The following is a 26,750-nucleotide window of genomic DNA, read 5'->3' as shown; positions in this document are numbered from 1 at the left end:
CCTCGAGCACCTCCGCGGCTCCGCCCTCGGCTTCCGCACCCTGACCCACGACGTCGCCCGATCCCTCCTCTGAAGCCGGCAGCTTCAGACCACGACTACACCCACAGATCGGATGAGCCAGTTCGTCGGACCCCGACCCCGCCCGCGCCCCGGGCACGCAGGACGGGCCCACCCCCGGAGGAGTGGGCCCGTCCTGCGTGGAGCGGGTGCTCGGCCGATCAGGCCTCGACGACCTGCAGCTTCACGGTCGCCAGCACCTCGGGGTGCAGGCGGATCGTGGCGGTGTGGTCGCCCAGGGCCTTGATGTGGCCGCCCATCTCGATGCGGCGCTTGTCCACCTGCGGACCGCCGGCGGCCAGGATGGCCTCGGCGACGTCGGCGGAGGTCACGGCACCGAACAGGCGACCGCTCGCGGTGGTCTTGCCCTTGACCTTGACGGCGCGGCCCTCGAGCTGCGCCTTCTGGGCCTCGGCCTCCTCCAGCGACTTCACCGCACGCGAGGCGCGGGCCGCACGGATGGCCTCCACCTGCTTCTCACCGCCCTTGGTCCACGGGGTGGCCAGGTTGCGGGGCAGCAGGTAGTTGCGGGCGTAGCCGTCCTTGACGTCGACGACGTCGCCGGGCTCACCGAGGCTGCTCACCTCGTGGGTCAGGATGATCTTCATGGCTTCTCCTCCTCGAAGTCTCTACGGCTGCGATCAGCGAGCGGAGCTCGAGTAGGGCAGCAGGGCCATCTCGCGGGCGTTCTTCACGGCCTTCGCGATCTGGCGCTGCTCCTGCACGGAGACGCCGGTGACGCGACGGGCGCGGATCTTGCCGCGGTCGGAGATGAACTTCCGCAGCAGGGCGGTGTCCTTGTAGTCGATCTTCTCGATCTTGGCGGCCTTGAGCGGGTTCGCCTTCTTCTTGACGGGCTTGGGGTTGCGCACAACGGACTTGGCCATCGTGGTGCTCTCCTTCGAAAGGTGTGGTGACGGTCAGGTCACCGGTGATTGAGAGCCCGAGCGGCAGTTCTCACCGACTGCTCGGGATGGGTGCGACCGAGGATCAGAACGGGGGCTCGTCGTAGTTCGGAGCGGCGTCCCAGGAGCCCTGGGGCTGGCCGCCACCGGTGTTGCCACCGGAGGCCCACGGGTCGTTCTGCTGCTGGTTCTGCTGCGGGGCGCCGCCCTGCGGGACGGAGTTCCAGCCGCCGCCCTGGCCACCGGCGTTGCCGCCGGAGTTGCCACCGAAGCCGCCACCGCCGGAGCGCTGGGTCTTGGTGGTGCTGGCCGTGGCGTATCGGAGGGAGGGGCCGATCTCGTCGATCTCCATCTCCACCACCGTGCGGCGCTGGCCGTCCTGCTCGAACGAGCGCTGCTTGAGGCGCCCCTGGGCGATGACGCGGGTGCCCTTCTTCAGCGACTCGGCGACGTTCTCCGCCGCCTCGCGCCAGATGGAGCACCGCATGAACAGCGTCTCGCCGTCCTTCCACTCGTTCGCCTGACGGTCGAACTGGCGGGGGGTGGAGGCGATGGTCAGGTTCGCCACCGCTGCACCGTTCGGCGTGAAACGCAGCTCGGGGTCAGCGGTGAGGTTTCCGATGATCGTGATGACGGTGTCGCCGGCCATGACCGGCCTCCTTCTCTCGCGGTGTGCAGTTCCTCAGTCGTGACGGCTGGGGTGACGGTCGCGTGGACCGTCGCCTCAGACGGTCGGACGCTGGAGCTTGAAACGCAGCACGGACTCGTTGAGTCCGAGCTGGCGGTCGAGCTCCTTGGCGGTGTCCGTGCCCATGGTCAGGGTGGTGACCACGTACAGGCCCTCGGACTTCTTCTTGATGTCGTAGGCCAGGCGGCGACGACCCCAGATGTCGGTCTCGTCGACGGAACCACCCTCGGCCTTCACGACGGTGAGGAGCTTCTCCACCATCGCCGGCAGGGTGCGCTCGTCGGTCTCGGGGTCGATGATCATCATCAGCTCGTACTGACGCATGCGTGAACCCACCTCCTTCGGTCTCGGCGGCCACGGTCTCTCCGTGGCAGGAGGGTCACTGTCGTCGCGCCCCACGCCCCCATGATGGCGGTCGACCGGCCCCGTCGCCCCTCCCCGTGACGGGGCCTGTGGACGACCTGACACCGGCATCGCGGCGCACGACAACTTGTGGAGTCTACCGGAGGCGGGCAGTCCTCGACGACCGCAGCACCAGCAGCGTCACCAGCACCACCCAGGCCGCCAGCCGGAGGGCCACCACCGCCGCGTAGCCGTCCTCCGGCATCCCCATGCGGGTGTTCGAGGCCCGCCCCAGGTACATCCACACGAAGACGAAGTGCAGCCCCTCCACGAGCACCCACCACAGGTGCGTCCGCCAGCCCCACCCCGCCAGCGCGACGAAGGGGACCGCCAGCAGGCCGAACTGCGTGGGCACCTCCGGCTGCAGCGCCGCGGCCACCAGCGCCCCGCCCCCCAGGGCTGCGCCCACCTCCTGGCCGGTGGTGGCGCGGCGGGCGAGCACACCGCCCAACAGGGCGCCGAGCACCAGGCCGCCCACCGCCAGGGTGGCCACCGCCCAGCCCGGCGGCGCCGCACCCAGGCCGCGCACCACGCTCCACACGCCCCCGTTGCCCGCCCCGGCGTCCCAGAACGCCAGGCCGGAGAGGCTCCGCCGGTTCCACACCAGCCACGGGACGCACACCGCCGCCGCCGTGAGCACCATCGGCACCCACGCCCAGCGCAGCGCACGCGGGGCGGCCACCACACAGGCCACCGGCAGCACCACCAGTAGGGGCATCGCCAGCACCGCCAGCACCCACACCACGCCGGCCGTGGCCGCCGACCCCGTGGAGCCGCGGCGCCACAGCACGCACCCCCACACCGCGAGCGCCAGCCAGACCAGCAGGTCCGACACCATCGCCAACGGCACGAGCAGCGGGGAGAGGGCCACGTGCGAGGCCGCCCACGGGTCCGAGCCCTCGGCGCGCGCCCAGTCCACGACCGCCACCACCAGCGCGGCCACCGCGAGAACGAGCAGCACCGCCCACACGGCGAAGTAGGCCTGCTGGTCGAAGCGCTGCGGCACCGGGCCCAGGGGCAGGCCGGCCAGCCACAGCAGCGTTGTGCGCACGGGCGCCACCTGGGCCATCTCGGTGCCGGGGCTGGACCAGGGCACGTGGCCGTCGTCGAGGCCGGCGTTGGCCCAGCGCACCACCGGGTCGGAGTAGCACATGCGCCAGATGAGCTGCGGGCTGCGCCAGCCGCCGGTGATGCAGTTGTTCTTCTGCAGCACGGCCAGCAGCATCGGCAGGGCGCTCAGGGCCACGAGCACCGCGGCCGGGAACCACGGCCCCCGGACCCGCGGCAGGGCGTGGCGGCCGGTGGAGCCCCCGACCGCCCCCATGGCCAGGCGGGGCACCGGATCGGCGGCGGGGCGGGAGCGACGCCCCCGCACGGCCTGCCGCACCGCCTCGAGGCCGCGGGCCCCCTGCACACGCCTGATCCGCTCCACTGCCACTCCCGTCGGGCTCGTCCTGACGCCCCATCATCACCCGTCACACCCCCCGGCACGCGGCCTACACTCGGTCGCGCGTGGAACAACCTGCCGGGCTGCGGCGTTTGTCACGCCGGAAAGCAACAAAGGGAGAGACATGTCCACTGTCCGTGTCGCCATCGCAGGCGTCGGAAACTGCGCCACCTCGCTCATCGAGGGCGTCGAGTACTACCGCAACACCCCGGCCGACGGCACCGTGCCGGGCCTCATGCACGTCGACTTCGGCGGGTACCACGTCGGCGACGTGGAGTTCGTGGCCGCGTTCGACGTCGACGCCGACAAGGTGGGCAAGGACCTCTCCGAAGCCACCCGTTCGGGCCAGAACAACACCATCCGGATCACCGACGTGCCGCACACCGGCGTGGAGGTGCAGCGCGGCCCCACCCTGGACGGCCTGGGCAAGTACTACCGCCAGACCATCGAGGAGTCCTCCGCCGAGGCCGTGGACGTGGTGCAGGCACTCAAGGACTCGCAGGCCGACGTGCTCGTGTCCTACCTGCCGGTGGGCTCGGAGGAGGCCGACAAGTTCTACGCCCAGTGCGCCATCGACGCCGGCGTGGCCTTCGTCAACGCGCTGCCGGTGTTCATCGCCAGCGACCCCGAGTGGGCGCAGAAGTTCCGCGACGCGGGCGTGCCGATCGTGGGCGACGACATCAAGTCCCAGGTGGGCGCCACCATCACCCACCGCGTGATGGCCAAGCTCCTCGAGGACCGCGGCGTGGAGCTGGACCGCACCTACCAGCTGAACGTGGGCGGCAACATGGACTTCAAGAACATGCTCGAGCGCGAGCGCCTGGAGTCCAAGAAGATCTCCAAGACCCAGGCCGTCACCTCCAACGTGCAGCACCAGTTCGAGGACCGCGACGTGCACATCGGCCCCTCGGACTACGTGCAGTGGCTGGACGACCGCAAGTGGGCCTACGTGCGCCTCGAGGGCCGCGCGTTCGGCGACGCCCCGCTGAACCTGGAGTACAAGCTGGAGGTCTGGGACTCCCCCAACTCCGCCGGCATCATCATCGACGCCATCCGCGCGGCGAAGATCGCCAAGGACCGCGGCATCGGCGGCCCGATCCTCTCCGCCAGCGCCTACCTCATGAAGTCCCCGCCCGAGCAGCGCCCGGACGACCTGGGCCGCGCCGAGCTGGAGAAGTTCATCCGCGGCGAGGTGGACAGCTGACCCGAGGGGGTCGCTGAGCCCGCGCGAGGGCACCGACTGTTCGGGTTGCCGAGGGGGCGGGGTGGGTCGACACTGGACCCGCCCCGCCCCCCTCCTCGTCGCCCGGGAGTCCCATGGCCGCCCCGCCCCGCCCGATGAGCATCCTGCTCGCGGGCCACTGCCGTTCGGCCATCGCCCTGCCGTTCGCCGGGGGGCTGGAGGCCATCACCTGGCACCTCGCCCGCGGGCTCGTGGCGCGCGGCCACCGGGTGACCCTCTTCGGCGCGCGCGGCTCGGACTGCGGGCCACAGGTTCAGGTGGTGAGGCCGGAGGACCTGGGCGTGCACGTGGACCCGGTGGCGCCGTGGGACGAGACCCGGGCCGACGTCAACCGCGCCTTCAAGCGGCTGGCCGAGCACGTGCCCACGCTGGACGTGGACCTGGTGCACAACAACAGCCTCAACCCCACGCTGCTGGAGCACGACCTGGGGCGCCCCGTGGTCACCACGCTGCACACCCCGCCGCTGCTGCCGATGATGCACGCCTTCCGCCGCCGCCCGCCGGCGCCGGGGAGCGTGAACGCGGTGAGCGCCTTCACCGCCCGCCAGTGGGGTCCGGTGGTGGACGCCTCGGTGGTGCACAACGGCGTGGACGCCGACCTGTGGCCGGCGGGCCCGGGCGGGGGCGGGTTGGTCTGGTTCGGGCGGCTGGTGCCGGAGAAGGGGCCGGACGTGGCCGTCGCGATGGCGCGCCGGCTGGGGATGCCGCTGCGCCTGGTGGGGCCGGTGAGCGACCGGGCGTGGTTCTCCGACCACTTGGAGCCGATGCTGGGCGGGGACGTGGAGTACCTGGGGCACCTGCGCACCTCGGAGCTGGCCGAGGTGGTGGGCTCCAGCGCGGCCACCCTGGCGACCCCGCTGTGGGACGAGCCGTTCGGGCTGGTGGCGGCGGAGTCCGGGGCGTGCGGGACACCCGTGCTGGGGCTGGCGCGGGGTGGCCTGCAGGAAGTGGTGACCCCGGAGGTGGGCCGGCTGGTGACGCCCGACGCCTGGGAGGAGCAGGTGCACGCAGCCGCCGAGGAGGTGCTGGCGCTGGACCGCGCGGACGTGCGCCGCCGGGTGGAGCGCGACTTCTCCATGGACACGATGGTGGCCGAGCACGAGGCGCGCTACGCCCGGCTGCTGCAGGCCAGCGCGCACCTGAAGGCGGTGCGGTGAGCACCCGCCGGCACCCGGTGCGCGTGCTCAGCCTGCCCGCCGGCCACGCGTACGTGCGCAGCGTGCTGGCCGGCGCGTCTGGGGTGGAGCTGCTGCCCGACCCACCCGTCCCCGGGGCACCGGCCGGGCAGTGGTGGCCCTCACCGGCCTGGGACCCGCAGTGGGTGCGGGCGCACCGCACGGAGGTGGACCTGGTGCACGTGCACTTCGGCTTCGAGCACCTCGCGCCCGCCCAAGTGGCCGACTGGACCGACACCCTGCGCCGGGTGGGCCTCCCACTGGTGGTCACGGTGCACGACCTGGACCTGCCGCACGCGGTGGAGCAGGACGACCACCGCGCCCGGGTGCGCCTGCTGGTGGAGGCGGCCGATGCCGTGCTGACGCTCACGCCCGGCGCGGCCGACCGCATCGAACGGGCGACCGGGCGGCGGGCGGTGGTGGTGCCGCACCCGGCGATGGAGCCGCGCGAGCACATCGAGGAGGCGGTGCGTGCACCGCGCCCGGAGGGGCCCGTGCTCGTGGGGGTGCACCTGAAGTCCCTGCGCGCCAACGCCGGCCGGACCCGCCTGCTCGACGGGCTGCTGGCCGCTACCGACGCCCTGGGCCCGGCCGCGTGCCGGCTGGAGGTGACGCTGCACCGCGAGCTGCTGCGCCCGGGGGTGGCCGGGGACGTGGCCGCCTGGGTGCGGGACGCCCCCGAGCGGGTGGACGTGCGCGCCGTGGACCCGTTGGACGACGCGGCGTTCAGCACCTACCTGCAGCACCTGGACGTCTCCGTGCTGCCGCACCGGTGGGGCACGCACTCCGGCTGGGTGGAGCAGTGCCACGACCTGGGCGTGGTGCCCCTGGCACCCAGCGTGGGCCACCTGGCTGAGCAACGCGTGGAGCACCTGTGGGCGTGGGAGGGAGAGCGGCCCGAACCGGCCTCGCTGCGGACGGCTCTGGAGGGCGCGGTGACCGCGGCGCGGGCCGGGCGGTCGGCGGAGCAGGCACGCGCCTGGGCCGACCACCGGGCCCGGGAGACCGAGGCGGTGGGGCGTGCCCACGTGGCGGTGTACGAGCAGGTGGTGGACGAGCAGGCGGCACGGGACCGTGCCGCGCGGGAGGCGTCGTGAACGGGCAACAGGGCACGGGAACGGGTGTGGACGAGGGGCGCCGCCGCCACTACGGGGGCTTCTACGGCATCGAGGAGGTGCCCGACGGCCCGGTGGGGATGGTGCACGGCAACTGCCAGGCCGAGTCGCTGCGGGTGCTGCTGGAGTTGGCCGACCCCGCGCGCACGTGGGTGCGGGTCCCCCCGGTGCACGAGCTGACCGCCGAGGACCTGCCCCACCTGGACCGGTTGCTGGCCCGCACCACGGTGGTGGTCACCCAGCCGGTGCGCGACGACTACCGCGACCTGCCGCTGGGCACCGCGCAGGTGGTGGCCCGGGCGGCGCGCGGCGCGCAGCACGTGATGGCGCCGATCGTGCGCTACCGCGGTCTGCACCCGCAGCAGCGGCTGGTGCGGGGCCCCGGCCTGCCGGACCCGCCCCTGGTGCCCTACCACCACACGGGGGCCGTCGCCCGGGCCGCCGGGCTGGCCGACCCGCTCCCGGGAGCCGATGCGGTGCGTGCGGTGGCGCAGGCGTCACTGGCCGAGCTGCGGCGCCGGCAGGAGGCCGCCGGGGCGGTGCCGGTGGACGACCTGCTGGTGGGCGCCGGCGCGCGGGCCACGAACACCATCAACCACCCGGGCAACCCGGTGCTCATGGGCCTGGCGCAGCGCGTGGCCGAGCGGGTGGGGGCCGGGGCGGTGCCGGACCCGGGGCGCGAGCTGCTGCGCTCGGTGTTCGCCCCGGTGACCGCCGCCACCCTGGACGCGCTGGGACTCGAGGGCGAGCCACGCGATGACTGGCTGGTGGACGGGCGGGCAGTGCCCGACGAGGAGGTGGTGGCCACCCAGGCCGCGTGGCTGCGCGCGAACCCGCGGGTGCTGGCCGCCTGTGCGCGGGCGGTCCGCGACGACCTGCTGCTCGCTGGGGTGGTGGGCCGGCCGCGCCGGGGTGCGGGCGCCGGGGCCGGTGGAGCGGCCGGCTCCGGTGGGCTCGAACCGAGCGTGGCGCCCTCCGGCGACCCCGAGCAGGTGGCCACCACGGACACCGACGACGCGCTGCACGTGGTGGTGGGACCGGACCAGCACGGGGTGGTGCTGCACGCCCGGCGGCTGGCGCACGCGGGAGCGGGTGAGCTGCTGCGGCTGGCCACCGAGGACCTGGCCCCCGATGACGTGGCCGCCAGGGCCTGGAGCGCACCGGACGGCCCGGCCACCCGTCTGGCCGGGCGCACCGTGGTGGTGCACTTCACCGACCGCGCGTTCGGCCCCACCCCGGCGGCGGCCGCCGACGCGCTGGAGCGCCTGGTGGCCGCCACGGCATCGGTGCAGGTGGTGCTGCACGACGTGCCCCAGCCCAGCGACGGCACCGGACAGGAGGCCCGCACCGCGGCCTACCACCGCGTGTGCGCGGCGGCCGACGCGGTGGTGGTGAGCAGCGAGCACGAGCGGGGGCTGCTGGCCGCGGCCACGGGGGTGGACGCCGCCCGCATCGGCGTGGTGCCGCTGCCCGTGGAGCGCGAGGTGCGTCAGCCCGCGGGGTCCGTCACGACCGACGAGGGTGTGCCCGATGACGTCCCACCGGGCAGGTGGGTGGCCACCCTCGGCTTCCTCTACCCCGGCAAGGGCGTGGAGGAGGTGGTGGACGCCACCGCCGCGGCCGCGCGTGACCCGCGCCTGCCCGCCGACCGCCGCCCCACCGGCGTGCTCAACCTCGGCCGCCCCGCACCGGGTCACGAGGAGCTCGTCGACGCCCTCGAGCAGCGCGCCGCCACGGCCGGCACCCGGTTCGTGACCACCGGCTGGCTCACCGAGGACGAGCTCGCCGCCGCCTGCCGCGCGGTGGACGTGCCGGTGGCCCACCACCGCCACGTGTCGGCCTCCGGGTCGGTGAACTCGTGGCTCGCCGCCGGCCGCCGCCCGTTGGTGGCCGACTCGCCCTACGCCCGGGAGCAGGCCGCCCGGATGCCGGGGGCCCTCCGGCTGGTGGGCCACGACGACGCGCTGCACGAGCTCACCGGGGCGCTGGTGGACGCGCTGGGCGACCCCGCATCGACCCACCAGGGCCAGGACACCGACCTGTGGCCCTCCTGGCAGGAGGCCGCCGAGATGCTGAGGAACCTGCGATGACCACCCCGAGCGTGACCGTGGTGGTGCCGCACCACGACTCCCCCGAGCGCCTGGCCCGGCTGCTGCAGGCGCTGCGCCACACCACGCTGCCGGCCGACCGTGTGGACGTGGTGGTGGCCGACGACGGCTCGCCCACCGCGCCCGTGCTGCCCACCGACCACCCGCTGCGGCTGCGTCTGGTGCGCCAGGAGCGGCGGGGCTTCCGGGCCGCCGCGGCGCGCAACCTGGGTGCGGCCGCCGCCACCGGGGAGGTGCTGGTGCTCCTGGACGGCGACATGCTGCCCGAGCCGGACTGCCTGCGCGTGCTGGCGGAAGCGGCATCGGGCCCGGTGCCGACGCTCGTGGTGGGCCGGCGGCGGCACCACGACGCGGCCGGGTGGACGCCGGCGGCGGTCACCGACTGGCTCACCGGGCACGGCCCCGCCCCGGCCACCCTCCCCGAGCCGGCGTGGCTGGCCGAGGGCCTGGCGGGCACCGACCACCTGCGTGCCGCCGACGACGCGAGCTTCCGCTACGTGATCTCGGCGGTGATGGCGGTGCCGCGGGCGGCCTTCCTGGCCCTGGGCGGCTTTGACGAGACCTTCGTGGGCTACGGCGGGGAGGACTGGGAGCTGGCGCAGCGAGCCTGGCTGGCCGGGTGGGACCTGCGCCACCGCCCCGATGCCGTGGCCTGGCACGACGGGCCGGAGATCTCCGGGCGCCCCGAGGACCTGGTGGCGGTGAAGAACGCCGAGACCGCCCACCTGGCCACCCGCCTCACCCACCCGCTGGTGCGCGGCCGCGGCCTCGTGCACGCCCTGCCGGACCTGGTGGTCGAGGCCGACGCGAGCCGGTGGACGCTCGGGCAGGGGCTCGTGGCCGTGGAGTCCTGGCTGCGCCGCGGGGACACGGGGGTGTGGTTCGGCGGGTCGGCGGCGGCCGAGCTGCAGCGCGCCCTGGCCGCGGACCCGCGCGTGCACCCCGGCAGCCCGGACCGTGAGGTGCTGTCCCGCTGCCGGTGGCGCGTGCGCACGAGCGAGCCGGTGACCACGCCCACGGGCTGGGAGCCGGTGGCGCGACGCGGCGTGGCCGGGCCGCCGGCCAGCCCGGGCGCGGGGCGGGGCGCCGCACCGGTGCAGGTGGCCCGCACCCGTGACCTCGCGCGGGCCCGCCTCACCCTGGCCACCGACGAGCCGGGGCAGACCGCCTCGGGGTGGCACGGCATCGCGGTGGAGGGGCCGGCCGCCCGCCTGCGGCGCGTGCCGGCGTCCACGATGGTGGAGCGCGCCCGGCAGGAGCACGCGTGATCGGCTACTACGTGCACCACGTGGGGTCCGGCCACACCAGCCGGGCCCTCGCCGTCGCCGCCGCGTACCGCGCGCTGACCGGCGACGAGGTGGTGGGGCTGGGCAGCCGCCCGCGGCCCGACGGCTGGGTGGGGCCGTGGGTGCGGCTGGTCGACGACACCGACGGCATCACGTGGGAGGCACCCGGGCGGGCGACGCCCCGCCACGAGCAGAGCGCCGGCGGGTCCCTGCACTTCGCGCCATTGCGCACCGGGGCCGTGGGGTTCGGCGAGCGCCAGCGCCAGGTGGCCGCCTGGGTGGCCGCCGCGCGGCCCGAGGCGGTGGTGGTGGACGTGTCGGTGGAGGTGGTGGCCCTGGTGCGGCTGCTGGGCGTGCCGGTGGTGACCGTGGCGATGCCGGGCGACCGCACCGACGCGCCGCACCGGCTGGGGTACGACCTCGCGAGCGCCGTGGTGGCCTGCTGGCCGGCCGGTGCGCACCCCGACCACGTGGTGGCCCACGGGGAGCTCGCGGCGCGGACGACGCACGTGGGCGGCGTGCCGCACCCGGACGGCACGGATCCCGGGGGTGCCGCCGCGGGCTCCTCGGCGGGTGCACCGGCTCGGGGTGGGGTGCGCGACGCCGCGCTCGGCGTGGTGCTCTGGGGCCACGGCAGCGACGCCCCCGGTGCGGAGCACCTGGCGGCGCTGGAGCAGGCCGACCCCGGCGTGCGGTGGGCGCTGGCCCGCGACCTGCCCCCGACCGAGGTGCGCGCACTGCTGCGCCGTGCCGGCACGGTGGTGACGCACGCGGGGCAGGGCGCCGTGGCCGACGTGGCCACCGCCGGCACGCCCGCGGTGGTGCTGCCGCAGCCCCGCCCGCACGACGAGCAGGTGGCCACCGCGCGCGCCCTGGGACGCATGGGGCTGGCCGCCACCCCCGGTCTCGGGTCCACGACCGGCGAGGGGCCCCTCACGGCATCCGGGGCCACATCCGGACCGTCCTGGCCCGCGCCCGGGGAGTGGCCCGGGCTGCTCGCCCGCGCCCGCGCCATGGGGGGCGGCGCGTGGGGTCACTGGCTCGGGTCCGGCGCGGCCGGCATCGCGCAGGTGGTGGCCGCCGCGGCCCGCCCGGGCGAGCAGCCCGCCTGGCCCACCCCGGACACGGCACCCGAGCACCCCACTCCCGACCCCGAGGAGGCCCCGTGACCACCGCCGTCCTCACCCTGGTGCACGGCCGCCACGACCACCTGGCCAACCAGCGGCGGTCGCTCGCGGCATCGGACCGGGTGCCCGACCTGCACGTGGTGGTGGCCATGGACGACGCGGCCATCCGCTCGGTCACCGGGGCCCACCCCGTGCCCGGCTGCCGCACCCTCGTGGTCGACGTCAACACGACCCCCGAGGGCCTGCCGCTGGCCGCCGCGCGCAACCTGGCCGCCACCACCGCCACCGAGGCGGGGGCCGACGTGCTCGTGCTCCTGGACGTGGACTGCATCGCCGAGCCGGAGCTCGTGGGCACCTACACCGACGCCCTGGCCGCGCACCCCGTGGGCGACACGCCCGCCCTGTGGTGCGGCGTCACCGGGCGCCTGCGCGAGACCGACCCGCCCGCCGCCTACCCGGTGGAGGACCTGCCCGCCCTGCGCGCCCTCTCCGACCCCGCGCCCGGGCGCCCCGTGCCGACCCCCGGCGAGGTGGTGCCCGAACCCGACCTCACCCGCTTCTGGTCGCTCAACTTCGCGATGACGCCCGCCGCCTGGCGCACCGTCGGCGGCTTCGACGAGGCGTACGTCGGCTACGGCGGGGAGGACACCGACTTCGCCCAGCGCCTCGGCGCGGCCGGTGGGCGCCTGCTGTGGCTCGGCGGCGCGGTGGCCCACCACCAGTGGCACGAGAGCCACTCCCCGCCGTGGGACAAGGTGGCCGACGTGGTGCGCAACGGCCGCGTCTTCGCCGAACGGTGGGGCTGGTGGCCGATGGAGGGGTGGCTGGAGCAGTTCGCGTCGGCGGGTCTCGTGCGGCGCGACGACGCCGGCGGGTGGGTGCTCGTCGCGGGCTGAGCACCCCGGCGTGCGGGGACCGCGGCGTTATCGTTGCTCCCCACGGACCTCGGTCCACCCCGTCCGACCTGTGTCGTCCCCCCTCCAAGGAAACTCCGTGAGTCAAGTGGCCAGGAAGCCCGTCGGTGCCTCCAGCACCGGCAGCCAGCGGCCGTCCTCGTTCCGCCCCGACGTCGAGGGCCTGCGCGCCATCGCCGTCCTCTCGGTGATGGCCTACCACGCGGGCCTCCCGCTCGTCACGGGCGGTTTCGCGGGGGTGGACGTGTTCTTCGTGCTCTCCGGCTTCCTCATCACCGGTCAACTCCTCAAGGAGGTGGACCGCACCGGCCGGGTGGACCTGCCGGCCTTCTACGGCCGCCGCGCCAAGCGCCTGCTCCCCGCGGCCACCACCGTGCTCATCGTCACCGGGCTGCTCACCTGGCTGCTGCTGCCGGCCACCCGGTTCAAGGAGATCGCCTGGGACATCGCGCTCTCGGCGCTCTACGTCGTCAACTGGCGGCTGGCCGACCGCTCCGTGGACTACCTGGCCGAGGACTCCCAGCCCTCCCCGGTGCAGCACTACTGGTCGCTCGCGGTGGAGGAGCAGTTCTACGTCGTCTGGCCGCTGGTGCTGCTGCTGGTCGGCCTGGTCGTGACGCGCACGCGCTTGCCGCTGGCACCGGTGGCCACCGTGGGGCTGCTCGCCATCGCCGTCCCCTCGCTCGTCTGGTCGGTGGTGCACACCGCCTCCAGCCCGGCCACGGCCTACTTCGTCACCACCACCCGCCTCTGGGAGCTCGCCCTCGGCGGCCTCGTGGCCTGCGGTGTGGCCGTCTGGGCCAGCCTGCCGCGCCTCGTGGGCAGCCTGCTCGTGGTGCTCGGCCTCGTGGTGCTGCTGACCAGCCTGTTCGTGGTCACCTCCTCCACCCCGTGGCCGGGCAGCGCCGCCCTGCTGCCCACCGTGGGCACCGCCCTGGTGCTCGTGGGCGGGGCCCGCGCCCGCGGCCCGGTGGTGCGCCTGCTCGGCTCGGCCCCGATGCTGTGGGTCGGCGCGCTGAGCTACTCGCTCTACCTGTGGCACTGGCCGCTGGTGACCGTGGTGGAGCAGGGCGTGTACGAGGACGGCGCCCCGATGTGGGCGAGCGTCGCCGCCGTGCTGGCCGCCTTCCCGCTCGCCTGGGCGGGGCACCACCTCATCGAGAACCCGGTGCGCTTCGCCACGCCGTTCAAGCGCACCCGCAACGCCCTGGCGCTGGGCGGCACCCTCACCGCGGTGGGCGCCGTGGCGGCCCTCGGCCTGGTGCAGCTGGCGCCCAGCACCAAGCAGGTGGACGCGAACCCGGAGACCGCCGCCGGCCGCGTGGGCGCCGAGGTGCTGCTGCCGCAGGACGTGGACCCCGACGAGGTGCCGGCCGACGTGCGCCCCGTGGTGGGCGAGGGGGCCGTGCCCGACGCCCCGGAGGCCATCACCCCGGACCCGCTCGAGGTGACCAAGGACTACCCGCCCACGTACGACCAGAACTGCGTGGACAGCGTGGACGGCAACCAGCTCAAGGAGTGCACCTTCGGCCAGGAGGGTGCGAAGAAGACGATCGCCGTGGCCGGTGACTCGAAGATCGACCAGTGGGTGCCCCTCATCGACGCGTGGGCCAGGGACCACGGCTACGAGGTGCGCACCTACCTGAAGTCCGCCTGCCCGTACAACGACCAGCTCATGGACTCCGAGGACGCCCGCTGGAAGGACTGCCACGACTGGGGCCAGGAGGTGCACGAGAAGATCACCGCCCAGCAGCCCGACCTGCTGCTCACCAGCTCGCTCGTGGCCGGCGGGGCTCAGGGCGACGACAAGGTGGCCCAGGGCTACGAGACCTTCTGGCGGCCGCTGGCCGAGAAGGGCACCACCGTGGTGGCCGTGGCCGACACCGCCGGCCCCACCGACGGCCCGCAGTACGAGTGCGTGGCCGAGCACCTGGACGCGGTGGGCCAGTGCGCCTTCGAGGACGACGGCGGCCGCGGCACGCCGGCCCTCGAGCAGGCCGTGGAGCAGGTGGACGGGGCGGCGATGATGTCCCTCAACGACTTCGTCTGCCCCGAGGGGACCTGCCCGGCCGTCATCGGCGACGTGCTGACCCACCGGCAGGGCAGCCACGTCAGCAACACCTACGTCACAACCCTCGGCGGCGTGTTCGACGCGCGCCTCGAGGCCGCCATCGAGGAGGCCCGGTGAGTCCGGCATCCGTGGGCACCGCCCACCACCCCCGCCCGGGAACCCGCGGCGCGACGCCCCTGCAGTCCCCCGGGAGCCGGGACCTGCTGTGGTGCGCCGCCAGCCGGGGCCAGGTGCACGCCGCCCTGCCCACGGTGCGCCACCTGCTGCGCCAGGGGCACCGGGTGGTCCTGGCAGCTCCCGCCGAGGCGTGGGAACCGACCCTGGCCGAGGCACGCGACGACGAGGACGCCACCGCCCTGCTGGAGCAGCTCGCCGCCGGCGGGCTGCGCGTGGTGCACCCCGAACCGGGCGAGGCCGGCGGCGCCCACGGGCTCCTGCACGCGCTCAACGCCGGGGGCGAGGAGTCCTTCGCCCACGACCTGGTGCGCGACCCGCGCCTGCCCGCGCTGGCCGAGGGGGCCCTCGTGGTCTGGCCGGGCACCACCCACGCGGTGGAGCTCGACGCCGTGGACGTGCTCACCGGCGACGCCGCCCGGGCAGCCGTGGCCGGGCTGCTGGCCGAGCCGGTGCGCGCCGGCGCCCTCTCGCCCGAGGCCGTGCTCGGTCTGGCCCGCGACGTGCCCGAGGCGGTGACCGCCCGCCAGCGCGTGGACGCCTCCACCGCCCTGCTGCGCCAGGGCCGCTGGACCGGCGGCACCGCGCGCATCCAGCGGCAGATGAAGGCCCTGGCCGCCCCGGACCTGGCGGGCGACGACCTCACCGCCCTGGTGGGCCTGGCCTTCCACCGCACGCTCCACGCCGATGCGGTGTCCACCCCGATGGTGGACAACCCCGGCGCGTGGCTCTCGCCCCTGCGCACCGTCGCGGGCTGGAAACGCCTGACCGCCGAGCAGCCCCGCCCCGCCGCCACCCCGCGGCCCACGGGCCCCGCCCCCCGCGTGCTGCTCCTGCCCGGCACCTACGGCCGCTTCGAGCAGCCCGTGGTGCGGGCCCTGGAGGCCGCCGGCTGCACGGTGGACGTGCTCGACCTGGCCGAGCTGGCCCCGGTGCTCTCCAGCCGCCTGGTGAGGACGGAGAACCTCGAGGCGGTGCAGCGTCTGGTGCTCGACGGCGAGCACGGCCTGCCCACCGAGGTGACCGACCGCATCGCGGCGGCCGACGTGCTGTGGGCCGAGTGGGCCGACCTGCCCGCGGTGTGGCTGAGCCACCTGGCCGCCCCTCACCAGCGCATGGTGCTGCGCGTGCACAGCCTGGACGTGCTCGACCCGTGGCTGCACCTGGTGCGCTGGGCGTCGGTGGACGCCCTCGTGGCCGTCGGGGCGCCGGTGGCCCGGGTGGCGCTCGGCGTGCTCGGCGCCCGCACGGACCTGCCGCCGGTGCACGTCATCGGCCACGTGCTGGACGGCCACTGGTTCGACGTGCCCACCACCGACGACGCCCACCGGCGCCTGGTCATGGTCAAGTGGGGCCGCCGCGTGAAGGACCCCCTCAAGGCCCTCGAGCTGCTGGCCCGCCTCCGCGAGCACGACCCGGCGTGGCGCCTGCGCCTCATCGGCCAGGACATCGCCGATGCCGGGGAGAACGGCACGTACGCACGGCAGGTCGCCGAGCGGGCCGCGCAGGACGACGTACGCGACGCCCTCGAGCTCGTGCCGCAGACCGACGACGTGGCCGCCCACCTGGCCGGCTGCGGGTTCGTGGTGAGCTCCAGCCGCCGTGAGTCCTTCCACCTGGGCCTCGTGGAGGCCGCCGCAGCCGGGTGCGTGCCGGTGGTGCGCAACTGGCCGGTGTTCGCCCGCCGCGGCGGCGCGCGCGACGTGCTGCCCGACGACTGGGTGGTGGACGGGCCCGACGCCCGCTGGGTGGACGCCGCCGCCGAACGCGTGCTGGCCCACGCCGACCGCACCACCTGGGAGGCCGCCTCCGCGGCGACCCGCGCCCAGGTCCGAGACCACTTCCCCGCCGACGAGACCCTCCGACGCCTCGCATCCGTGGCGCTGGACCGTGAGGACACCACTCGATGAGCTCTGCTGCCCCCACCGCGCCCGCCGCCTCCTCCGTCCCCGGCGGGCACCGCCCCACCTCCTTCCGCCCCGACGTGGAGGGCCTGCGCGCCATCGCCGTCCTCTCGGTGCTGGCCTACCACGCCGGCCTGCCCGTCATCACCGGCGGTTTCGCGGGCGTGGACATCTTCTTCGTGCTGTCGGGCTTCCTCATCACCGGCCAGCTGCTCAAGGAGGTGGACCGCACCGGCACGGTCGACCTGCCGGCCTTCTACGGCCGCCGCTTCAAGCGCCTGCTCCCCGCGGCCACGATGGTGCTGCTGTTCACCGCCATCGGCACCTGGCTGCTGCTGCCGCTGACGCGCTTCAAGGACGTGGCGTGGGACATCGGCGCCTCGGCGGTGTACCTCATCAACTGGCGGCTGGCCAACCAGTCCGTGGACTACCTGGCCGAGGACACCGAGCCCTCGCCGCTGCAGCACTTCTGGTCGCTCGCGGTGGAGGAGCAGTTCTACGTGGTCTGGCCGCTGGTGCTGCTCGTGGTGGGCCTGGTGGTGCGCCGCGCCCGCACCCCGCTGGCGCCCACGGCCACCCTCGGCCTGCTCGCCATCGCCGTGCCCTCGCTGGTGTGGTCAGTGGTGCACACCGCCTCCAGCCCGGCCACGGCCTACTTCGTCACCACCACCCGCCTGTGGGAGCTCGCCGTCGGTGGCCTGGTGGCCTGTGGCGCGACGGTGTGGCCGCGGCTGGACCGCCGCCTCGGTGCGGCGCTGGTGGCCGTCGGCCTGCTGATGCTGGGCGTGGCCTTCCTGGTCATCACCAGCAGGACGCCGTGGCCGGGCAGCGCCGCCCTGCTGCCCACCATCGGCACCGCCCTGGCCCTCGTCGGCGGCTACACCGCGCGCGGCCCGCTGCAGGCGGCCCTGGGCTCGGCCCCGATGCTGTGGGTCGGCGCCCTGAGCTACTCGCTCTACCTGTGGCACTGGCCGCTGGTGATCTTCACCCAGCAGGGCCTCTACGACGGCGAGAAGGCGCCCCTGTGGGCCACCGTGGCCGCCGTGCTGCTGGCCTTCCCCCTGGCCTGGGCGGGCAACCGCCTGGTGGAGAACCCGGTGCGCTTCGCCGCCCCGTTCAAGCGCACCCGCAACGCCCTGGTGCTGGGTGCCTCGCTCACCCTCACCGGTGTGCTGCTGGGCACGGCCCTGCAGGTGGTCGCGCCCGGCAAGGGCACCGACGAGAACGCCGCCGGCGCGCGGGCGCTGCTGCCGGACGAGGAGAAGGCGAAGGACGCCCACGCCGGCAAGGGTGTGCGCGGCGTCAACGCGGTGCTCAAGGCCAAGCCCGACCCCGCCGCCTACCCGGACAACCCGGAGACCATCACCCCCGACCCGCTGGACGCCACCGAGGACGTGCCGCCGCAGTACGCCGACGGCTGCCAGGTGTCCCTGGACTCCGCCGAGCCGCACGAGTGCGAGGCCGGCGACCCCAACGGCCAGAGGACGGTGGCCCTGGTGGGCGACTCCAAGGCCTTCCAGTGGCTGCCGGGCCTGGACGCGTGGGCCAAGGAGCGCGGCTACACGGTGCGCTCCAACACCAAGTCGGCCTGCGCCTTCTCGGCCGCCCTGCAGGCACCCGGCGGCACGCCGAACACCTCGTGCAAGGAGTGGGGCGACAAGGTCGCCGACTCGCTGCAGGCCGACCCGCCGGACGTGCTCGTGGTCTCCGGCCTGCGCTCCGAGGCGCTGGTCGAGGAGGGCGGCACCAAGACCTCCCGCGAGGCCATCGTGAAGGGCTACCTGGAGCACATCCAGCCGCTGGTCGACGAGGGCACCACCGTGGTGGCCATCGCCGACACGCCGCAGCCCAAGACCAAGGTCTACGAGTGCGTGGCCGAGAACAGCTCGCACGTCTCGGTGTGCGACTTCCCGGAGCGCGACGGCGTGGGCACCCCGGCGCTCGAGGAGGTCATGAAGGAGGTCGACGGCTCCCTCATCGACTTCAACGACCACCTCTGCCCCGAGGGCACCTGCCGCGCGGTGAACGGTGGCGTGCTCACCTACCGCCAGGGCAGCCACGTGACGGCCACCTGGGTGGCCTCGCTGCAGCAGGTGCTGGACGCCCGCATGGACGCCGCGCTGGACAAGGCCGGGAAGGGCACGAAGGGCAGCCAGAAGGGCTGACGCCCACGATCAGCCACTCATGTGTCACTGGATGCGCGGGCAGACACCCTCCGCGGCACCCAGTGACACATGAGCGCACAGCGGTCGTGCCCGCCCTGCGTTGAGTCGTCGTTTCTCGGGGTCGAGACCGGCTCTGGACCCCGAGAAGCGACGACCCAACGCCCAAGGGGTGTGCTGGGTGGAGCGAGCTCCGCTCAGGCTCGCCAGGGGGCCGGGCGCGCACCCTCGATGCCGCAGTGCCCCGCACCGTGCCGGGTGACCCACTGCGGCGCGGTGCCGAACGCCTCGCGCAGCTGCCCGGGCACCACCATGAGGTCCCCGATGCTGCCCGCACCGGTGTCCTCGGCCAGCCGGTCGGCGTCCAGCCACACCCGCTCGGCCCGCACCTTCCCCGCGTCGCGCGCGGCGAGCCCCGCGTCGAGCACCAGCAGGTTCTGCGCCAGTGTCGCCTCGTTGGCCGAGACGTAGGTCAGCCCCTCGGCCACGATGAGGTCGCCCACCGCGTCGGCCAGCTCCGGCCGCCGCTCGGTGAGGGGCAGCGGGCGCTCCTGGTGCCACAGCACGGGGCGGATGCCGGCGTCGAGGAACTCGCGCAGCTGCGCCACCCGCTCGGGCTGGCTGAAGTCACCGCGCAGCACCCAGGCGTGCGTCACCTCCTCGCCGCTGGAGGGGTACCGACCGCCGTCGGGCGCGGGCAGGTCACGGTTCCACGCGCGCGGCACGCTGAACGGCATCGTGGCGGAGGAGTCGATGCCGGACGCCCCGGCCAGCTGCCGCGAGCGCGGCCCCTTGCCACCCCCGGCACGCCGGATCGCCCGGTGCCACGCGGCGTACACCCCGCGGTAGAGCAGCCGGTCGGGGTTGTTGCGGTTCCACATGAAGTCGCCGCGCGAGAGGCTGCCGGTGCTCAGGCGGATGACGGCCAGGTAGTCGTCGATGTCGCGCACCGGGCGGCCCAGCGCGTCGAGCCGGAAGTGGTACTCCGAGTCCGCGCCCTTGCGCACGGCCTGGAAGCCACCCACCTCCTCCAGCACGGAGCGGCGCACCATGAGGCTGGAGGCGTTGCGGCGGTCCGGCGGGTAGCCGAGCCACTGGTGGGTGAGGTCGTCCTTGACCCGGATGGCCTGCGACCGGTTGGCGGGCACCTTGGGGTGGGCCTCCAGGTCGCGCACGTGGCGCTCGATGCGCTCGGGGTGCGACCAGTCGTCGGCGTCCTGCACGGTCACGTACTCGCCGTGGCTGATGCCGATGCCGTGGTTGCGCGCCACGTACGAGCCGCCGTTGGCGGGCATGCGCACCACGGTGATGCGCGGGTCCATCCGGCCGACCTGCTCGAAGACGGCGTCGAACTCCGGCCCGGACGCGTCGTCGAGCACGAGGATCTCCAGGCGCCGCCAGGTCTGGGCGGTGATGGACCGCACCGAGGTCACCAGCCCCTCGGCGTCGGGCTGCCAGCACGGCATGAGCACGGTCACCAGCGGCCCGTCCTCCACGTGGTGGGGCGCGGCGGCCTCCATCCGGTCGTACGGGGTGCTGCCCGATGCGGTGAGCGTCACCGGGGTGCAGCGGCTCTGTGTGAAGCGGGTGTTGAGCGACTCCAGCCATGCCACCTCGGCCGCGGACCCGGGCTGCGGGGCGGTGGCGCCCTCCCCGAGGGCATCCAGCCGCGCCAGGTCGGTGCGCACGCCCTGCACGATCTGCTTGCGGGCCCCGGGCAGGTCCACCCAGCGGCGGGCCAGTTCGGGACGGCCGGAGAGCAGCGCCTGCTGCAGCGGGATGGCGCGCAGCTTGGGCGGCAGGGCCTCGGCGCCGTGGGTCTCCAGGAGGGCCTCGAAGAGCCGCAGCCCGCGGGCGGTGGACTCCTCGTCGAGCGCGCGGCCGCTCCAGAAGGCCGCCACACAGCCCACCTGGTGCAGCAGCCGCTCGCGGGCCTCCCCGGCGTGCGCGGCCAGGGCGGGCCCGGCCACGGTGGGGGCCAGCACGGCCTCGAGGGTGGGGGCGGTCTCCACGTGGGCGGCCAGCTGCGGCATCGAGAGGGCGCCGTCGGTGGCCACGCGGGCCAGGGTCTCCACGAGCACCGGCGCGTCGGTGCGCAGCGCGGTGTGCAGGAGGGCCAGGGGGGTCTCGGCCGCGGCGGCCAACCATGCGAAACCAGCCTCGTCGGCGCCGTGGCGGGCGGCGTCCACGGCGTGGTCGGTGAGCGAGGCGGCGGGACGCGCGGTGCGCAGGGGTGCCACGAGTGGTCCTTCCGGGTGCCGGGTGGGCCGCCTGGCGCGGCGCTGCGGTCTGCTCGTCGAGGGGGTCGTCGGGCGACACCCCGGGACGGATCGGGACGATCGTACGCGGGGCGCTGCCATACTCTCCGGTGACGTCGCCGGGGTCCGCCCCACCGCCGACGCCCACCCGCAGACACCAGACCGCAACGCCTCACGCACCACGTGTGCCGGAACGGGAGCCCATGAAGTCCACGAAGATGCTGGCCGCCGTCGGCGGCGCCCTCCTGCTGGTGGTGCTCGCCGCCGTCGGGGCGGCCCTCCACCAGTACTGGCTCACCGCGGGCGCCCTGGGGCTCATCATGACGGCGCAGCTGGTGGTGTCCCTGGACACCAACCGCCGCACCCGCTACCTGCCGCGCCGCGTCAAGACGCTGCTGCAGACCGTGGCCGTGGGCACCAAGCCGGGCAGCGCCCCCGCCGCGCGTCCCGCCCCGGGCACGCCGGCGCCGTCGGCCCGCCCGGCCGCCGCCCCGCAGCAGGACGTCACCGGCGCGGTGCGCCTCATCCAGGCCCAGTACGTGGGGCGCCTCGACCGCGCGCAGTCCGCCCTGGAGTCCGCGGCCGAGGACCTGCGCTCCGCCCGCGATGACCGCTGAGCGCCTGACGCCGTCCACCCCCGGCGCAGCGGGACCCGCCCCCACGGTGGCGGCGCCGACGGCGGCCGCACCCCGCCCGCTCACCGACGAGGCGGTGGCCGCCGACCACGCCGATCACGCGAGCCGCCACCCGGACCGCCTGGTGGCGACGCTGCTGCGCACCAAGTCGGTGGCCGGCCGCGCCGTGCTGGCCCTGCTGGCCGGCGGCGAGGGCACCACGCCCGCGCAGCTGGAGGACCTGGGCCGCCGCATCGATGCCGGGGAGCTGCCCGCCGACGCGCCCGAGGCCACCGGCGCCCTGCCGGACCCGGACCCGGCGCTGCTCACCCAGTACGCCCGCGTGGTGGCGCTGCAACTCGCCACGCCCGAGGACGTCTCGGCCGCCCTGGGCCTGTTCTCCCTGGCCCACACGCTGAGCGACGGCAGGCACCCGGCCAAGGCGGCCGCGGACCTGTGGTCCCAGCTGCTCGTGGTCCGGCAGGCCCCCGGCGACGCCGAGCGGGCCCGCACCGTCATCGACCGGGGCGCCGGCACCCCCGAGCCCAGCGAGCTCTCCGCCATCGACCTGCTCAACCCGTGGCGCACCGCCGACGGCAGCGGGGTGGGTGCCCGCCCCGAGCCCGCCGCCCACGAGCGCTGGTGGCAGGAGTTCTCCGGCCGCCTCGGCGCCGGGCTGGGCGCCACGGTGCGCCTGGGCGACGTGGACGACCTGTTCGACCGCGCCTGGCTGGCCGGCCACGGCCTGGACGCCGACAGCCTGCTGCGCACCCCCTTCGACCGCCTCGTCGGCGAGGGCGGCACGCCGGTGGACCACCCCTTCCGCGTCACCGTCATCATGAGCGCGTTCAACCCCGGCCCGGAGGTGCTCCTGGCCGCCCGCTCGATGGTGTCGCAGACCTGGCAGAACTGGGAGCTGCTCGTCGTCGACGACGCCTCCCCGGCCCCCACCCCCGGCGTGCTCGAGGCCATCGAGGACCTGGACCCCCGCATCCACGTGGTGCGCAAGGCCGTCAACGGCGGCACCTACCGCTGCCGCAACACGGCCATCCGCCGCGCCACGGGCGACGCCATCGTGGTGCTCGACAGCGACGACTGGGCCCACCCGGAGCTGCTCGAGGCCGGTGTGCGCCCGCTGCTCACGCCGGACGACCCGTCGCTGGCCCCCGCCATCGCCACCCGGCAGCGCGCCCTGCGCATCGGCGACGACCTGCGCATCACCCGCCCCGGCTACCCGGGCGCCATCTCCTGCGCCCCCTCGCTCATGGTGCCGATGGTGGGCGGCGTCTCCCGCATCGGCTTCTTCGACCCCGTGCGCAAGGCCGCCGACACCGAGTACGCGCGCCGGTTGGAGGCCGCCACCGGCGCCGAGGTGCTGCAGACCGAGCACGTGCTGGTGCTCATGCGCACCGACGCGGGCTCGCTCTCCGCGGCGGACTTCACCCGCGGCTGGCGCCACTCCTCGCGCCACGAGTACAAGAACGCGTACGCCAGCTGGCACGCCGCCATCAAGCAGGGCGACGACCCCTGGCTGGACCCCGATGGCCCGCCACGGATCGCCGGCCCGCACCGCTGGAGCTCGGCGGTGAAGGTCCCCGAGGCCGCCCGCCCCCACGTGGAGGTGGTGGTGGCCGGTGACTGGCGCCGCTACGGCGGTCCGCAGCGCTCGATGATGGAGGAGATCCACAGCCTGCTCGAGGCCGGGCACTCCGTGGGCGTCATGCACCTGGAGGCGCTGCGCTTCATGCGCACCACCGACGACCCGCTGTGCGCGCCGGTGCAGGAGCTCCTCGATGCCGGACGCGTGCGCCTGGTGCACCTGGACGACGCGGTGGACGTGGACCTGCTGTTGCTGCGCTACCCGCCGATCCTGCAGTACCCGCCGCACGCGCCGGTGGACAAGCACGGCCAGCCGTCCGCCGTCCGGCCCCGCCACCTGGTGATCGTGGCCAACCAGGCCCCCGCCGAGCGCGACGGCACGGACCAGCGCTACACCGTGCCGACGGTGGAGGCGCACGCCCGCGAACTCTTCGGCACCGAACCGTTGTGGGCGCCGCAGGGCCCCAGCATCCGCACCATCCTGCGCGAGCACACGACCGCGCTCACCGACTGGGACGACCCGGGCCTGGTGGACACCGCCACCTGGCCCACCCGCGACCCCGACGCGCCGCTGCCGACGGTGCCCGTGGTGGGCCGCTACTCGCGCGACGACCGCATCAAGTTCCCCACCACCTGGGAGACGCTCGCCGCGGCCTATGACCTCGGCCCGGGCGTGCACGTACGGATGATGGGCGCCCCGCGCACGGTCAAGCGCCTGCGCGCCGAGGCCACGGCCGCCGGCCGCCCCGCCCCGCAGCCCGCCTGGGAGCTGCTGCCCCACGGCGCGATGCCGGTGGAGGAGTTCCTGGCCGGCACGGACGTGTTCGTCTACGTGGACAACCCGGACGCCCACGAGGCCTTCGGCCGCACCCTGCTCGAGGCCGCGGCCAGCGGCGTGCCGGTGGTGACCATCCCCAAGCACCGCGAGACCTTCGGCGACCTGCTGCTCTACGCCGAGCCCGACGAGGTGCCGGCGGTGGTGCAGCGCCTGCTGGCCGACCCGGTCGCCTACCGGGAACGGGTGGAGCACCAGCTGCGCGTGGTGGCCGAGCGCTACTCGCGGGCGTCGTTCACCCAGCACGTGGAGGGGCTCGTCGGCCCGCCCACGCCGGAGGGGCCCGATGTCGCCGCCGGTGCCGAGGCCGCCGACCGCCCCGCGCCCGACGCCCCGACCACGGGCGACCCGGCCCCCGACGTCCCCGCGGTGCCGGTCGTGGTCACGGTGGCCCCCACCGGCGACCCGCGCCTGCCCCTGGAGGTGGCCGTGGACGGCCCGGCCCACCCTGACCCCCGCCTCGTGGCCCGCACCATGCCGCTGCGCCGCCCGGCCGACGGCGAACGCGCCGACGCGCTGGCGGCCGTGGGCTCCCCCGAGGCCGTGCAGGCTGCCCTGGGTGCCCACGCGGCGGCCACCGCGTCCGGTGCCGGCGAGCAGGCCGCCCTCGAGGCCGCCCAGCGCGTGCCCGGCACCCGCGCCGTGGTGCTCCTGCGCGACGGCGAGGTGGCCGCCCTGGTGCCCCGCGGCACCACCACCGAGGTGGACGGCCGCACCGTGGCCCTGCAGCTGCCCACCGGGCCGCTCGCCTCGGGCCTGGTCTGGCGCGCCCTGGCCCCCTCGCCCCAGCGCGTCTCCGTGCTGGCCCCGCCCCAGGAGGCCGCGTGAGCCCCGCCAGCCTGCCCGCCGACCGCCCGCGCGTGCTCATGATGAGCAGCAACGGCGCCGGCATGGGCCACCTCACCCGCCTGCTGGCCTACGCCCGGCACCTGCCGGCGGCCCTGCCCGGCGTGGAGGTCTCGTTCCTCTCGTTGTCCACCGCGGCCCCGATGGTGCGCACGCTCGGCTACGACACCGAGTACCTGCCCAGCACCGGCGCCACGGGCATGCGCTCGGTGGAGTGGCGCCGCTTCTTCGCCCAGCGCCTGCACGACGTGATGGAACGCGTCCGCCCGGACGTCGTCGTCTTCGACGGCACCCACCCCTACCGCGGCATCGACGCCGCCGTGGAGGCCTTCGGCGACACCCGGTGGATCTGGTCGCGCCGCGGCATGTGGAAGCCGGGCCGCAACACCGACCAGCTGGAGAAGACCGACTGGTTCGCGCGCGTCATCGAGCCCGGTGACCTCTCCGCCGCCGCCGATGCGGGCGCCACCGCCGGCGTGCAGGACCCCCGCGTGCACCGCGTGGGCCCGGTGACCCTGGTGGACCGCGACGACCTGCTCGACCCCGACGAGGCCCGCCGCCACCTGGGCCTGCCCGTGCAGGGCCGTCTGGCGCTGGTGTCCCTGGGCGCCGGCAACATCAACGACACCTCCGACGCGGTGGGCGCGGTCTCGGCGGCGCTGCGGGAGCGCGGCATCGGCGTGTGCGTCACGCAGCCGGCCATCGCCGAGCGCGCCGTGGACGCCACGGACGTGCACGTGGTGCGCGACTTCCCCATCTCCCGCTGCTTCGGCGCCTTCGACCTGGCCTTCGTGGCCGGCGGGTACAACAGCTTCCACGAGTCGCTGCGCCTGGGCCTGCCGAGCGCCTTCGTGCCCAACACCGACACCAACCTCGACGACCAGGCCGCCCGCACCGGGCACGCCGGCGCGTCCGGTTGGGCGGTGGACCTGCCGGAGGTGACGCCGGCCGCAGCGGCCGTCGCCGTGGACCGCCTGCTCGCCGAGGGCCCCGCGATGGCGCGCACCGCCGCCGCGTCGGACCCGGGCAACGGCGCCGCCGACGCCGCGGCCACCATCGCCGACGTGGTGCAGGAGGTGCGCCGTGGCTGACCGACTCACCGACCTCGCCAAGCAGGGCGCGCGCCTGGTGCGCTCCCAGCCCGTGCTGCAGCGCGGCGTCCACTCGGTCACCGAGGTGGTGCGCTCCCAGCCGGTGCTCGTGGACGCACTGAGCCGGCTGGCCGCCCTGGAGGGGGACGAGCGGATCCTGCCGCTGGCCACGCCGCCGGCCGCCGTGGAGGCGCGCCGGGCGGCCTTCCCCGAGGACCCCGGCCCGGAGCGCTGGCCGGTGGTCGGCGTGGAGACCCACCACCTGGGGGCCGAGGAGGAGCAGGCCCTGGCCGCCGTGGCCCGCCAGCAGCTGGCCGAGCCGTGGTTCCGCCCCGTGTTCCTGGCCAGTGAGGCCGCCGCGGCCGCGGCACGCGCCACCGGCTGCCCGTTCGACCTCGTGCCCGCCCACGCCACCGGCCCCGAGGTCCTGGCGCAGCGGGTGGCCGACCTGCTCACCGGCTTCGGTGCCACCTCCGTGCTGCGCGCCGACGCGGCCGGGCTGGCGCCCGAGCACCTCCTGGCGCTGCGCACGGTGGCCGCCCGCCAGCGGGTCGCCCGGGAGGCGCGCGCCGCGCGTTCCCGCGGCTTCCTGCGCCCGCGCACCCCCGGCCGTTGAGCCCGGCGCGTCGGCATGATCACATGGTCGACACCCCAGAAACCCTTCCTGCGCCACCCGGCGCGGGTAGCATGACCGCGACGAGTGTGGCCTGCCATCTGCGCAGGCAGAAC

The 26,750-nt window shown here is 75.3% G+C and carries 20 protein-coding genes; 14 read left to right on the top strand and 6 right to left on the bottom strand.

Features of this window, described 5'->3' with window-relative positions:
- Positions 1–218 precede the first annotated feature (218 nt).
- The 5 genes from rplI to ACFFHC_RS01320 form a co-directional block, all read right to left on the bottom strand.
- On the bottom strand, positions 219–665 hold the full coding sequence (gene rplI / locus ACFFHC_RS01340; protein WP_070703327.1) for a 50S ribosomal protein L9: 447 nt from the start codon (positions 663–665) through the stop codon (positions 219–221).
- A gap of 33 nt (positions 666–698) precedes the next feature.
- On the bottom strand, positions 699–944 hold the full coding sequence (rpsR, locus tag ACFFHC_RS01335) for a 30S ribosomal protein S18 (protein ID WP_070703328.1): 246 nt from the start codon (positions 942–944) through the stop codon (positions 699–701).
- A 103-nt stretch (positions 945–1,047) separates the two neighbouring features.
- Entirely contained in the window at positions 1,048–1,611 is a 564-nt protein-coding gene (locus ACFFHC_RS01330) for a single-stranded DNA-binding protein (RefSeq protein WP_070703329.1), read from the bottom strand.
- A 75-nt stretch (positions 1,612–1,686) separates the two neighbouring features.
- Positions 1,687–1,974, bottom strand: coding sequence for a 30S ribosomal protein S6 (gene rpsF, locus ACFFHC_RS01325; protein ID WP_070703330.1), 288 nt, complete (start codon positions 1,972–1,974; stop codon positions 1,687–1,689).
- Between the two features lie 175 nt (positions 1,975–2,149).
- Positions 2,150–3,484, bottom strand: a complete 1,335-nt coding sequence (locus tag ACFFHC_RS01320) for a glycosyltransferase family protein (protein ID WP_379802573.1) — start codon at positions 3,482–3,484, stop codon at positions 2,150–2,152.
- A 139-nt stretch (positions 3,485–3,623) separates the two neighbouring features.
- On the opposite strand from ACFFHC_RS01320, the gene ACFFHC_RS01315 reads away from it, so the two are divergent.
- From ACFFHC_RS01315 to ACFFHC_RS01270, 10 genes are all read left to right on the top strand, one after another.
- Entirely contained in the window at positions 3,624–4,703 is a 1,080-nt protein-coding gene (locus ACFFHC_RS01315) for an inositol-3-phosphate synthase (RefSeq protein ID WP_070704927.1), read from the top strand.
- Between the two features lie 113 nt (positions 4,704–4,816).
- A complete protein-coding gene (locus ACFFHC_RS01310; RefSeq protein ID WP_083323410.1) occupies positions 4,817–5,899 on the top strand; it encodes a glycosyltransferase in 1,083 nt (360 codons plus the stop codon).
- Entirely contained in the window at positions 5,896–7,014 is a 1,119-nt protein-coding gene (locus tag ACFFHC_RS01305; protein ID WP_070703520.1) for a glycosyltransferase, read from the top strand. Before ACFFHC_RS01310 ends, ACFFHC_RS01305 begins: the two co-directional genes overlap by 4 nt.
- Entirely contained in the window at positions 7,011–9,122 is a 2,112-nt protein-coding gene (locus ACFFHC_RS01300; RefSeq protein ID WP_379802572.1) for a WcbI family polysaccharide biosynthesis putative acetyltransferase, read from the top strand. Before ACFFHC_RS01305 ends, ACFFHC_RS01300 begins: the two co-directional genes overlap by 4 nt.
- Positions 9,119–10,408: a glycosyltransferase family 2 protein gene (locus ACFFHC_RS01295; protein ID WP_141494832.1), complete on the top strand. Its 1,290-nt coding sequence runs from the start codon at positions 9,119–9,121 to the stop codon at positions 10,406–10,408. Before ACFFHC_RS01300 ends, ACFFHC_RS01295 begins: the two co-directional genes overlap by 4 nt.
- The gene (locus tag ACFFHC_RS01290; protein WP_379802571.1) at positions 10,405–11,595 is read left to right on the top strand and encodes a glycosyltransferase; all 1,191 of its coding nucleotides are present in this window, start codon (positions 10,405–10,407) and stop codon (positions 11,593–11,595) included. Before ACFFHC_RS01295 ends, ACFFHC_RS01290 begins: the two co-directional genes overlap by 4 nt.
- Positions 11,592–12,449, top strand: coding sequence for a glycosyltransferase family 2 protein (locus ACFFHC_RS01285; RefSeq protein WP_141494830.1), 858 nt, complete (start codon positions 11,592–11,594; stop codon positions 12,447–12,449). The genes ACFFHC_RS01290 and ACFFHC_RS01285 overlap by 4 nt, the downstream gene beginning before the upstream one ends.
- A gap of 106 nt (positions 12,450–12,555) precedes the next feature.
- On the top strand, positions 12,556–14,655 hold the full coding sequence (locus tag ACFFHC_RS01280) for an acyltransferase family protein (RefSeq protein ID WP_379802570.1): 2,100 nt from the start codon (positions 12,556–12,558) through the stop codon (positions 14,653–14,655).
- Positions 14,652–16,622, top strand: coding sequence for a glycosyltransferase (locus ACFFHC_RS01275; protein WP_379802569.1), 1,971 nt, complete (start codon positions 14,652–14,654; stop codon positions 16,620–16,622). The genes ACFFHC_RS01280 and ACFFHC_RS01275 overlap by 4 nt, the downstream gene beginning before the upstream one ends.
- Entirely contained in the window at positions 16,619–18,781 is a 2,163-nt protein-coding gene (locus ACFFHC_RS01270) for an acyltransferase family protein (protein ID WP_379802568.1), read from the top strand. Before ACFFHC_RS01275 ends, ACFFHC_RS01270 begins: the two co-directional genes overlap by 4 nt.
- 194 nt (positions 18,782–18,975) lie before the next feature.
- Here the strand turns inward: ACFFHC_RS01270 and ACFFHC_RS01265 are convergent, their stop codons facing one another.
- Positions 18,976–21,018 carry a glycosyltransferase family 2 protein gene (locus ACFFHC_RS01265; RefSeq protein ID WP_070705910.1) on the bottom strand — a complete coding sequence of 681 codons (2,043 nt, stop codon included), beginning with the start codon at positions 21,016–21,018 and terminating at the stop codon, positions 18,976–18,978.
- Positions 21,019–21,239: 221 nt separating this feature from the next.
- Here ACFFHC_RS01265 and ACFFHC_RS01260 point away from each other — a divergent pair, with 221 nt between their 5' ends.
- Genes ACFFHC_RS01260 through ACFFHC_RS01245 form a run of 4 tightly spaced genes read left to right on the top strand, consistent with a single transcriptional unit; the run spans position 21,240 to position 26,637 of the window.
- On the top strand, positions 21,240–21,653 hold the full coding sequence (locus ACFFHC_RS01260; protein WP_101849170.1) for a hypothetical protein: 414 nt from the start codon (positions 21,240–21,242) through the stop codon (positions 21,651–21,653).
- Positions 21,643–24,912: a glycosyltransferase gene (locus ACFFHC_RS01255; RefSeq protein ID WP_379802567.1), complete on the top strand. Its 3,270-nt coding sequence runs from the start codon at positions 21,643–21,645 to the stop codon at positions 24,910–24,912. The genes ACFFHC_RS01260 and ACFFHC_RS01255 overlap by 11 nt, the downstream gene beginning before the upstream one ends.
- On the top strand, positions 24,909–26,021 hold the full coding sequence (locus tag ACFFHC_RS01250; protein ID WP_379802566.1) for a glycosyltransferase: 1,113 nt from the start codon (positions 24,909–24,911) through the stop codon (positions 26,019–26,021). Before ACFFHC_RS01255 ends, ACFFHC_RS01250 begins: the two co-directional genes overlap by 4 nt.
- Positions 26,014–26,637: a hypothetical protein gene (locus ACFFHC_RS01245; RefSeq protein WP_379802565.1), complete on the top strand. Its 624-nt coding sequence runs from the start codon at positions 26,014–26,016 to the stop codon at positions 26,635–26,637. The genes ACFFHC_RS01250 and ACFFHC_RS01245 overlap by 8 nt, the downstream gene beginning before the upstream one ends.
- Positions 26,638–26,750 lie beyond the last annotated feature (113 nt).

It is taken from the genome of Kytococcus schroeteri, from assembly GCF_042433515.1.
In the GTDB taxonomy this organism is placed as follows: Bacteria; Actinomycetota; Actinomycetes; order Actinomycetales; family Dermatophilaceae; genus Kytococcus; species Kytococcus schroeteri.
The sequence above is the reverse complement of the archived record's forward strand: the minus strand, read 5'-3'. Positions and strand labels throughout refer to the sequence as shown.

What these genes read in the sequence shown, in the direction of transcription:
- ACFFHC_RS01310 (WP_083323410.1), top strand. Translation starts at nt 4,817, where the DNA reads ATGGCCGCCCCGCCCCGCCCGATGAGCATCCTGCTCGCGGGCCACTGC.
- ACFFHC_RS01260 (WP_101849170.1), top strand. Translation starts at nt 21,240, where the DNA reads ATGAAGTCCACGAAGATGCTGGCCGCCGTCGGCGGCGCCCTCCTGCTG.
- rpsF (WP_070703330.1), bottom strand. Translation starts at nt 1,974, where the DNA reads ATGCGTCAGTACGAGCTGATGATGATCATCGACCCCGAGACCGACGAG.
- rplI (WP_070703327.1), bottom strand. Translation starts at nt 665, where the DNA reads ATGAAGATCATCCTGACCCACGAGGTGAGCAGCCTCGGTGAGCCCGGC.
- ACFFHC_RS01255 (WP_379802567.1), top strand. Translation starts at nt 21,643, where the DNA reads ATGACCGCTGAGCGCCTGACGCCGTCCACCCCCGGCGCAGCGGGACCC.
- ACFFHC_RS01330 (WP_070703329.1), bottom strand. Translation starts at nt 1,611, where the DNA reads ATGGCCGGCGACACCGTCATCACGATCATCGGAAACCTCACCGCTGAC.
- ACFFHC_RS01295 (WP_141494832.1), top strand. Translation starts at nt 9,119, where the DNA reads ATGACCACCCCGAGCGTGACCGTGGTGGTGCCGCACCACGACTCCCCC.
- ACFFHC_RS01315 (WP_070704927.1), top strand. Translation starts at nt 3,624, where the DNA reads ATGTCCACTGTCCGTGTCGCCATCGCAGGCGTCGGAAACTGCGCCACC.
- rpsR (WP_070703328.1), bottom strand. Translation starts at nt 944, where the DNA reads ATGGCCAAGTCCGTTGTGCGCAACCCCAAGCCCGTCAAGAAGAAGGCG.
- ACFFHC_RS01270 (WP_379802568.1), top strand. Translation starts at nt 16,619, where the DNA reads ATGAGCTCTGCTGCCCCCACCGCGCCCGCCGCCTCCTCCGTCCCCGGC.